General features: G+C 69.7%; 7 protein-coding genes. All 7 read right to left on the minus strand.

The window, feature by feature from the left end; translation table 11 throughout:
* Positions 1 to 31 precede the first annotated feature (31 nt).
* On the minus strand, positions 32 to 3343 hold the full coding sequence (locus tag AB0O34_RS34605; protein WP_363922824.1) for a PQQ-dependent sugar dehydrogenase: 3312 nt from the start codon (positions 3341 to 3343) through the stop codon (positions 32 to 34).
* A 99-nt stretch (positions 3344 to 3442) separates the two neighbouring features.
* The gene (locus AB0O34_RS34610; protein ID WP_363922826.1) at positions 3443 to 4582 is read right to left on the minus strand and encodes a TIM barrel protein; all 1140 of its coding nucleotides are present in this window, start codon (positions 4580 to 4582) and stop codon (positions 3443 to 3445) included.
* 383 nt (positions 4583 to 4965) lie between these two features.
* The gene (locus AB0O34_RS34615; protein WP_363922828.1) at positions 4966 to 6150 is read right to left on the minus strand and encodes an ROK family protein; all 1185 of its coding nucleotides are present in this window, start codon (positions 6148 to 6150) and stop codon (positions 4966 to 4968) included.
* A gap of 115 nt (positions 6151 to 6265) precedes the next feature.
* Positions 6266 to 7009 carry a glucose 1-dehydrogenase gene (locus tag AB0O34_RS34620; protein ID WP_363922830.1) on the minus strand — a complete coding sequence of 248 codons (744 nt, stop codon included), beginning with the start codon at positions 7007 to 7009 and terminating at the stop codon, positions 6266 to 6268.
* Between the two features lie 83 nt (positions 7010 to 7092).
* Positions 7093 to 8133, minus strand: coding sequence for a dipeptide ABC transporter ATP-binding protein (locus AB0O34_RS34625; RefSeq protein ID WP_363922832.1), 1041 nt, complete (start codon positions 8131 to 8133; stop codon positions 7093 to 7095).
* Positions 8130 to 9194 (minus strand): ABC transporter ATP-binding protein, encoded by a 1065-nt coding sequence (locus tag AB0O34_RS34630; protein WP_363922834.1) that lies wholly within the window; start codon positions 9192 to 9194, stop codon positions 8130 to 8132. The genes AB0O34_RS34625 and AB0O34_RS34630 overlap by 4 nt, the downstream gene beginning before the upstream one ends.
* Before the next feature lie 38 nt (positions 9195 to 9232).
* Positions 9233 to 10269 (minus strand): ABC transporter permease (locus tag AB0O34_RS34635; RefSeq protein ID WP_363922836.1); only part of this gene is annotated, 1037 nt, incomplete at its 5' end.

Below are 10269 nucleotides of genomic sequence, written 5' to 3' on the forward strand. Positions count from 1 at the left end.
CCCGCTGGGAGCGGGGCTCGGACCGGCCCCTCTAGCCGCGAAGTTGTGCGATCAGCGCCTCGGCGTCACGGACCAGCACGTCGCGTACCGCCTCGTCGGTCACCTTCTTGGGGTCGCGGGCGGTCTTCTTGAACTCCTCCAGCTTCTTGATCGCCTTCTTGGTGTCGCCCTTGGCCGCCTCCTTCTCGGCGTCCTTTATGGCCGACGCGAGCGAGCCGCCCTTCACCGTTCTGGCCGCCGTGAAGGCGTCGACGAGCGCGCGGACGTCGGTGAAGGACGTCGTGACCTCGAACGTGACGGTCTGCGTGGTGGTCTGGCCTGCCTTGTCCTTTCCGGTGACGGTCAGCGTGTTCTCGCCGAGCGCCGCCTTCCACAGGGCGATCGGCGCACCGGAGGCGACCGTCTTGCCGTCGATCGCCGCCGTCACGCTCGCCACGCCCGAGGTCGCGTCGGAGGCCGAGAACACCGGGGTGATCGAGGCGGAGTCGCCGTACTTCTTCGCCTCCACCCCGCTCACCGACAGTGCCGGGGCGGTCTTGTCGATCCGGACCGTGACCGTGCCGACCTGAGAGACGTTGCCGCCGTTGTCGGTGGCGCGGTAGCGCACCTCGGTCGTGCCCTCGGTGCTCAGGGTGACCGGGTTGTTGGCGTTCGACCAGGTGGTGCCGCCGTTGAGCGAGTACTGCCGGCTCGCCACCGTGCCGTTGTCGGTGGCGGTGACCGTCAGCGTGACGTTGCCGGTGTACCAGCCGTTGTCACCGTTCGGCTGGGCCGGGTTGAGCGTCGCCGAGACCACCGGAGGCGTCTTGTCGGCGACGCCGTCGCCGGCGAAGGTGAACGCGTCCACGTCGACGCCGCCCGTCGAGGTGACGTACAGCTTGCCACTGCCCTTGGGGGCGTCCGGCAGGGCGGTGGTCACCGTCTGCCATCCCGTCCCGGCGGGCACCGTGACGCTCGCGAACGGATCCGCCGTCGGGGAGTCCCAGCGCAGCGACAGCGTGCCCGCGCCGGAGGCCTGGGTCTTCACCGACGTAATGCCGGCGAGGTTCACCGGGTCGTAGGCGATCCAGTCACCGGCGTCGAACGAGGTGACCTTGCCCAGCGCGGAGGCCGTCTCGTCCTCGGCCTTGGTGACGCCGCTGAGGGCGTCGGCGTGCTCGGCCTGCATCAGCTTCGGATTGAGGATGAGGGTCGTGTCACCGAGCGCGCCGGGGATGCCGTTGGCGCCGTTGTCCCGGTAGCCGACCACGACGACGCCGTAGATGTTCTCGGTCACGCCGTGCTCGGGGGCGTCCACGGGGGTCGCCCACGCGCCGGTGCAGCCGGTGCCGGTGGTCAGCGGGTGGGCGTGCGTGTCGTGGCCGAGGCCGAACGTCCACTGCACCCGGCTGCAGACGGGGTTGTTCCCGTCCTCTTCGTCGGTGACCTCCACGCGGAACGGCACCGCGTTGCCCCAGTCGACGAACCCGCCGTTGCCCGGGGTGGCGATGGTGACCTTCGGAGCGGTGTTCCCCACGGTGATCTCGACTGTCGCCAGCCCGAACTTGCCCTGCGCGTCGCTGACCCGCAGACGGGCGATGTACTGGCCGAGCTTGTCGTAGGTGTGCGAGGCCGTCACGCCCGTGGCGTCGAAGGAGCCGTTGCCGTCGAAGTCCCACTCGTACCTCAGGTCGCCCGGCTCGGTGTCGGTGGACGCCGCGCCGCTGAACTCGACCGTGAGGGGAGCGGTGCTGCTGGACCGCTTGTCGGTGGCGATCTTGGCCTGGGGCGACTTGTTCCCCGGGGTGTAGTCGATGCGGTACAGGCCCGCCTCGGGGTTCTCGCGGAAGAAGCCGTTGCCGTAGTCGAGCACGTACAGCGACCCGTCGGGGCCGAACTCGATGTCCATCGGGCTGTCGGTGATCGGCATCGCCATCGCCTTCAGCTGGCTGTTCGGCAGGAACTGCTCGATCGCGGTCACCGGCCCGTCCGAGCCCGTCACGGTGAACGCGGCGAGGTAGTCCTGTGAGAACTCCGCGAAGAAGAACTTCTTGTCCCAGTACTCGGGGAACTTGGTGGGGGAGGGGTTGGACGCGTCGTAGTGGTAGACCGGGCCGCCCATCGGGCCCTGACCGGTCTGCGGGTCGAAGTCGGTGAGCCCGGCCCACTCCGCGGGCTGGTGGGTGTTGTTGTCGCCGTAGTACAGGTCCGCCGGCGTCGCGGGCGGCAGTTTGTCCAACCCGGTGTTCCACCGGGAGGTGTTCGACGGCCCGGCGGCGCAGTCGAACCACTCACGCGGCTTCGCGGTGGCGAAGTCCCAGTTGTTGTAGTTGAAGTTGTTCCCTGTGCAGTACGGCCAGCCGCTGTTCATCGGCTTCCCGATGGGGGTGACGTTCCACTCCACGTACCCCATCGGGCCGCGGGCGGTGTCCGGGGCGCCGGCGTCGGGCCCGTAGTCGCCCCACGAGACGGTGCCGGTGGCGGAGTCGACGTCCATGCGGAACGGGTTGCGCACGCCCGTCACGAAGATCTCCGGACGGGTCTTCGCGGTTCCCTTGGGGAACAGGTTGCCGTCGGGGACCGTGTACGAGCCGTCGTCCCCGACCTTGATCCGGAGGATCTTGCCGCGCAGGTCGTTGCTGTTGCCCGACCCGCGCCGCGAGTCGAAGCCGGGGTTCATCCCGGGAGCGTCGTTGTTGGGGGCGAAGCCGTTGGCCCCGGGCGCGCTCGCCGGGGTGTTGTCACCGGTCGCGAGGTAGAGGTTGCCGTCGTCGTCCCAGTCGAAGTCGCCGGCGACGTGGCAGCACTGCCCGCGCTGGGTCTCGACCTTGATGATGACCTGCTCGGTGGACAGGTCGAGCGCGTCGCCGGTCCACTTGAACCGGGAGAGCTGGTTGTAGCCCTTCCACTGGTCCCAGTACGACTCGCCGGCGCCGGCGGGCAGCGAGTTCGGCGCGGAGCCGGTGGGGGTGGTCTGCGGGTACGGCGCCGTCATGGTCTTCGGCGCGTAGTAGACGTAGACCCACTTGTTCTCGGCGAACCCGGGGTCGATGCCGATCGTCTGGAGGCCGTCCTCGGAGTTGTTGTAGACCGGGATGGTGTTGACGATCTTGGTGATGCCGGTGGCGGGATCGGTCAGCCGGACGTCGCCGGTGCGTGCGGTGTGCAGCACGCGCCTGTCGGGCAGTACGGCCATGTCGATCGGCTCGCCGATGGTCTTGCTGAGGGTGATCTTCTCGTAGCTCGACCACTCGGTCGCGGGGTCATGCCCCGGATGGGCATGGGCGGGGACGGCGCCGGGCGCCGCCAGCGAGAGTGCGATGGCGGCCACGACGCCGCCGAGCAGGGTACGGGTAAACTTCAACAGCTGCGCCTCTTCTTCTGGGGGCTCAGGTAGAGGGCGGGCCGCCACGCGTGCCGCTGCAAGGAGCACGTGGCGGTCCGCCGGGACCGTCGGGGTCGTCTAACCGCGCAGGGCGGCCATGTTCTCGTAGCTCACCCCGGCGTACTGCAGTGACTGACCCGGGTTGGCCGTGCCGCCGGGGGCGTTGTCCTGCTCGTACATCGGGTTGTGGGAGCCCTTGGCGCCCGCGCCCCTGAAGAACGCGGCGTAGTCGATGTCACCGGTGCCGAAGGGCACCATGTCGTAACCGTTGCCGGTCGCCGTGTTGGACCTGCCGTCCTTGGCGTGGAACAGCGGGAAGCGCTTGGTGTTCGGCCTGACCACCGACAGCGGGTCGAAGATGTCGGTCTGGACCGAGCCGTCGGGCGCGGTGAACGTGCGGTGCTTGTACTGGGCGACGTACGCCCAGAAGATGTCCATCTCCAGGTGGACGACCTTGGGGTCGCTGATCTTGATGAAGTACTCCAGCCTGCGGATGCCCGACGAGCGGGTGGGACGTCCCTGCGCGTCGAGCGGGCCGCTGTCGAGCAGGAAGCTGTAGGCCACGTCGTGGTTGTGGGTGTAGAGCTTGAGCCCGGCGTCGCGGGCGATCGATCCGAGTGCGTTCCACTTGTCCGCGGCGACGTCCCAGTCGGCCTTGTAGGCGCTGCCCGTGGGGTCGTTGCCGGTCCCCATGTGGTCCATGCCGAGGATGTTGGCGATCTCCAGGTGCTGCTTGAAGCGGTCCAGGTCGGGCTGGGTGAACGGCCACGAGCCGGGGATGAAGCCGTGGTTGCCCTGTGCCCTGAGGCCGTTGTCGTCCAGCCAGCCCCGCAGCAGCCGGGCGCCGGCGACGCTCTCGAGATTCGCGCCGCCCTCGGCGTTGGCGTGCTGGGAGTAGCCTGCGAACTCGACCTGCCTGTAGCCGATCCGCCCGAGCTCCTCGAACACCCGCCGGAAGCCGGAGGCCAGGGGCGTCGAGTTCGGGTCGCGCGAGATCGCGTCCCGGACGGTGTACAGGATGATGCCGCGCCTCGGTGGCGGGATCAGGACGCCGTTCGGGCCGCCGGCCGCGTGGGCCGCGGACCCGAGCCCGCCGACCGCGGACACGGCTGCCACCGCGGTGACCCCGGTCGTGGCCGCCAGGAACTGGCGCCGGTTGAGCCCCAGACTGCGGCGCAGCGCGCCGCCCACCTGGATCTCCTCTTCGTGTGCACTCATTGCGTTGTACTCCCGCCTTGCGCGTGGGTGTTGAAGAACGTGCTGGTTCCCGATGCCGTGGCAGAGCTGGTGGCCGGCTCCTTTCCGCCCTGGGAGCGGGGGCTCCTCCGGCGTCCATCTGGCCGCGATGTCCCGCCGATCGATGCCGCCGCTTGGCTCACTCCGGCCCCTCGTGGTCGTGCAGAGAACTTGGCGTGGAAGTTACGCGGCATTTGCCGCTTTTGGAAGGACTTTCGTCATCTCAATTTGGACTTTTCATCGCGGCAGGACAAAGTCCCTGCTTAGGCGGGTGTGTCCGGTCTGACCGGATGTGCCGGAGCGCGGCGAACCGGTCTGACGGGAAGTGCCGGCGCGCCGCGAACCCGTCGACGGCGGCCCTGTGGCTAGGCGCGCCCGGCGAACACGTGGTCGCTGATCAGGCGGGTCGCCCCGATGACGCCCGCGCTCTCCTCGAGCTCGGACAGGACGATGGGGAGGTTCCCCGTCGCCAGCGGCAGCGACCGCTGGTAGATGGCGCTGCGGACCTGGGCGAGCAGGACGTGGCCCAGGCCGGCCACCCCGCCCGCGATGATCACCAGGCCGGGGTTGAAGAAGCTCACGAGGCCGGCGAGCACCCTGCCGACCCGCCGGCCCCCATCGCGGACCATGCCCAGGGTGACCGCGTCGCCCGCGATCGCCCCCGCCCCGACGTCCTCCGCGGTGAGCACGCCGTTCTCGGCGAGCCGCGCGGCGAGGAACGCCGAACGGTTGGACCGCCCCGCGGCCAGGGCGTCCCTGGCGAGGGCGGCGCCTCCGAAGTAGGCCTCCAGGCAGCCGGTGTTGCCACACGGGCACACGGGGCCGTGGTCGTCGACCTGGATGTGCCCGATGTCGCCCGCGCTGCCGGAGACCCCGTGGTAGATCTGGCCGCCGACCACGATGCCGCACCCGATGCCGGTCCCGATCTTCACGAGGAGGAAGTCGTCGACGGACCTGGCGAGCCCGGCGTGCAGCTCGCCGAGCGCCATGATGTTCACGTCGTTGTCCACCAGCACGGGGCAGCCGAGCTCCTGGCCCATCGCCTCCCTGACGGGATAGCGGTCCCAGCCGGGCATGATCGGGGGCGCGATCGGGATCCCCTCGGGGAAGCTCACCGGCCCCGGCAGGCCGATGCCGGTGCCGTGAAGCTCGCCGGCGATGCCCCTGGCCCGTAGCTTGCCGAGCAGCTCACGGGCCTGGGCGAGGACGGCGGCCGGGCCGTCGCGGATGTCCGCCGGGGCGGACATGTGCCCGAGCACCTCAAGCTCGCCGTTGGTCACGGCGACGTCGATCGACGTGGCGCCGATGTCGATGCCGGCGAACCGCAGACCGGACGCGATGCGCACGATGCCGGACCGCCGGCCGCCACGGGAGGCCGCGAGACCGGCGGGCTCCACGAGGCCCAGCTCGGCCAGCCGGTCGAGCTCCACGGCCAGCTTCGAGCGGGAGAGCCGGACGACGTCGCCGAGCTCGGCACGCGAGCGAGCGCCCTCCCCCCGCAGCAGCAGGAGGAGCCGCGCCTGATGGATGTTCTCGGGGCGAGCTGTCATTCGCCGGACGCGCCCTCCAGGTAGGGACTGCGCGAGTGAAGGGACTACATGAGCGGGCACCGCGAAAAGCTCCGCCGAATAGTACCCCTTCCGCCTCCCGCCGGACAAAGTCCGATCAGCCCAGGCCTCCCGTGGCGCGGATGTTCTGGCCGGTCACCCAGCGGCCGTCGGGACCGGCCAGGAACGCCACGACGTCGGCCACGTCGGAGGGCTCTCCGACGCGGCGGAGCGGAGTGATCGTGGAGACCATCCGCAGCCTCTCCGCCGAGTTGGTGGCCCGCAGCAGGTCGGTGTCGGTCGCGCCGGGGGAGACGGTGTTCACGGTGACGCCGCGCGGGCCGAGCTCCTGCGCCGCGACGGCGGTCAGCTGCTCGATCGCCCCCTTGCTGGCCGCGTACGGCGTGATGCCGGGCGCCGGCCGGAAGGTGTTGAGGGTGGAGATGTTGACGATCCGGCCGCCGTCGCGCAGGTGCCTGGCGGCGTACCGGATGATGATGAACGGCGCCCTGGCGTTGACCGTCATGACGCGGTCGAACAGCTCGTCGCCGGTCTCGGCGATGGGGGCCGGGGTGAAGGTCGCGGCGGCGTTGTTGACGACGATGTCGAGGGCCCCGAGACGCTCGGAGGCGATCTCCATCAGCCGCTCGGCGGCTCCGGGCTCGGCCAGGTCGGCCTGGATCGCGTGCGCGATGCCGCCCTCCGCCTTGACCGTCCCCTCGACCTCCGCCGCGGCCTCGGCGTTGCTCGCGTACGTGAACACGACCTCGGCGCCGTCGCGGGCGAGCCGCTCCACGATCGCCCTGCCGATGCCCCGGGATCCCCCGGTGACGACGGCCTTCTTCCCCTCGAGCGCTGCCATGCCGCCTCCACCTTCGCTCGCCTGACACGGCCCTGGATCGAACCTATGGCGTCCGGGTGATCTGTGCCAGAGAGCGGGCGCGGTCAGGCGAGCGCCGGGTCGAGCACGATCTCGTTCTCGCCGTGGGTGGTGGGCTCCTCGGGGAAGTGGCAGGCGGTGAGGTGACCTTCGCGGTTGCCGCCGATCTGGATGAGCGGGGGCTCCTCGGCCGCGCACTTCTCCTTGGCCTTCCAGCACCGCGTGCGGAACCGGCAGCCGGACGGCGGGTCGATCGGCGAGGGCACGTCGCCGGCCAGGCGGATGCGCTCGGTCACCACGCCGTCCTCGGGCAGCGCCACCTCGGGCACGGCCGACAGCAGCGCGTGGGTGTACGGATGACGGGGCCGCTCGTAGATCGACTCCCGGTCGCCCACCTCGACGATCTTGCCGAGGTACATCACGGCCACCCGCTGGGAGACGTGCCGTACCACCGCGAGGTCGTGGGCGATGAACAGGAACGCGATGCCGAGGTCGCGCTGGAGTTGCTGCAGGAGGTTGACCACCTGGGCCTGGATGGACACGTCCAGGGCGGACACCGGCTCGTCGGCCACGATCAGCTTGGGCGACAGGGCGAGCGCGCGGGCGACGCCGATGCGCTGCCGCTGGCCGCCGGAGAACTCGTGGGGGAACCGGTTGTAGTGCTCGGGGTTGAGGCCGACGATCTCCAGCAGCTCCTGGACGCGCTTCTGCCGCCCGCCCGCGGGGTCGATCCCGTTGACCTCCATGGGCCCGCTGATGATCGTGCCCACGGTGTGACGCGGGTTCAGCGACGAGTACGGGTCCTGGAAGATCATCTGGATCTCGGAGCGGATCGGCTTCAGGTCGCGGCGGCTGGCGTGGCTGATGTCGTTGCCGCGGTAGCGGATCGTGCCGTCCGTCGGTTCGAGCAGCCGGGCGACCAGACGGCCGGTGGTGGACTTGCCGCATCCCGACTCGCCCACGAGGCCGAGGGCCTCGCCGGCTCCCACGGTCAGGTCGATGCCGTCCACGGCGTGCACGCGCCCGATCTGGCGCTTGAAGACCATCCCGCCCATGACGGGGAAGTACTTGGTCAGGCCGGACAGCTCCAGCAGAGTCTCGGTCACAGTCGTTCCTTGATGGTGCCGTCGAAGATTTCCCGCTTCTGCGTGAGCGTCAGATAGCAGGCGTCCCTGTGCCCCTCGGCGGGGGAGAGCTCGGGCCGCTCGGCCGCGCACAGATCGGGGCCCACCAGCTGGCGGTAGTCGCACCGAGGGTGGAAGGGGCAGCCGGACGGGGGGTTGAGCAGGCTGGGCGGCGTGCCGCGCACGGGCAGCAGCGGAAGGTCCACGTTGGAGTTCAGCTTCGGCATCGAGCCGAGCAGGCCCCAGGTGTAGGGGTGGTGCGGCTCGCGCAGCACCTGCTGGACGCTGCCCTGCTCGACGGCACGCCCGGCGTACATCACCAGCACGTTGTGCGCGGTCTTGGCGACCACGCCGAGGTCGTGGGTGATCAGGATGATGGAGGTGCCGAAGTCCTGCTGGAGGTCCTTGAGCAGGTCGAGGATCTGCGCCTGCACGGTGACGTCCAGGGCGGTCGTCGGCTCGTCGGCGATGAGCAGGTCCGGGTCGCACACCAGAGACATGGCGATCATGACGCGCTGGCGCATGCCGCCGGAGAACTGGTGGGGGTAGTCGTCCACCCGGGTCTTGGCGTGGGGGATCCCCACGCGCTCCAGCATCTCGATGGCCCGCGCCCGGGAGTCCTTCTTGGTGGCGCCCTTGTGCTTGCGGTAGACCTCGGAGATCTGCCGGCCGATCGAGTGGTAGGGCGACAGCGAGGTCAGCGGATCCTGGAAGATCATGGCGACCCGGTTGCCCCGGAGCTTCTCCATCGTGCCGCGGTCGGCACCGATGAGCTCCTGGTCCTCCAGCCAGATCTCCCCGCCCATCTTGGTGTGGGCGGGGTCGTGCAGGCCGAGGATCGCCATGTTGGAGACCGACTTGCCCGACCCGGACTCGCCCACGATGCCGAGGGTGGTGCCCTTCTCCAGGTCGAACGAGAGGCCGTCCACCGCGTGGACGATGCCGTCCTCGGTGCTGAACCGCACGGACAGGTCGCGGACCGACAGGAACGGCCCGGGACCACGCGGTGCGGCGGGCTCGCGGTCCCAGGTCACGGTGGTCACTTGCTGCTCCTCGGAGTCGTACGTGCGCGCATGGCCGGTCAGACCAGCCTGACGCGCGGGTCGATGAAGGCGTAGAGGACGTCCACCACGATGTTCAGCAGCACGATCGCGAACGCGCCCACCAGGGTGACACCGAGCAGCATGGGCAGGTCGGTGTTCTGCACGGCGCGCACGGCGAGCTCGCCGATGCCGTGCAGCGTGAACGTCTGCTCGGTGATGATCGCGCCGCCGAGGAGGGTGGCGAGGTCGACGCCGAAGATGGTGACGATGGGGATCATCGCGCCGCGCCAGGCGAACCGCAGGAAGACCGTGCGGTTCGACATGCCCTTGGCCCGTGCCGTGCGGACGTAGTCCTCGGCGAGCTGCTCCACCATCACCGACCGGGTCATGCGGGTGTAGTTGGCCGTGAAGATGATCGACAGCACGACCCAGGGGATCAGCAGGTGGACGAACCACCCGAGCGGGTCCTCGGTGAACGGGATGTACGAGGGCCGGGGGAGCAGGCCGAGGCTGTCCACGACGAAGAAGACCAGGATGGGGCCGACGAAGTAGATCTGCAGCGAGGCGCCGATCACCGACGACGTGCTGGCGATCTTGTCGAGCGGCTTCCCCTGCTGCCAGGCCGCGATCATGCCGGTGACGATGCCGAAGCTCAGGAGCACGGCCGCCGCGCCGATGGTCACCGAGAGGGTGACGGGGAAGCGGTCGAGGATGGCCGAGAAGACGGGCTCCTGGGTGGCGAAGGAGTAGCCGAGGCAGGGCGCGGGGCACTCGCCGAACTGCACGAGGTCACGCCCGGCGAAGATGCCGAACAACCAGTGCCAGTACTGCAGGAAGAGCGGCTCGTCCATGCCCAGGTTGTGGCGGATCAGCACGAGGTTCTGGGGTGGGCAGATCTTCCCGCAGAAGGCCCGCGCGGGGTCGCGGGGGATCGCGTAGAAGAGGAAGAACGTGACGGCACTGATGATCAGCAGGATCACGACTGCGCCGATGAGTCGACGGACGAAAAACCGGAACATGGCCTCGGGCTTCTTCTCCTGCTGGGTGGGACTGAGAGCCGCCGTCCGGGCCGGAG

The organism is Sphaerisporangium sp. NPDC088356 (genome assembly GCF_040685555.1).
Classification (GTDB): Bacteria; Actinomycetota; Actinomycetes; order Streptosporangiales; family Streptosporangiaceae; genus Sphaerisporangium.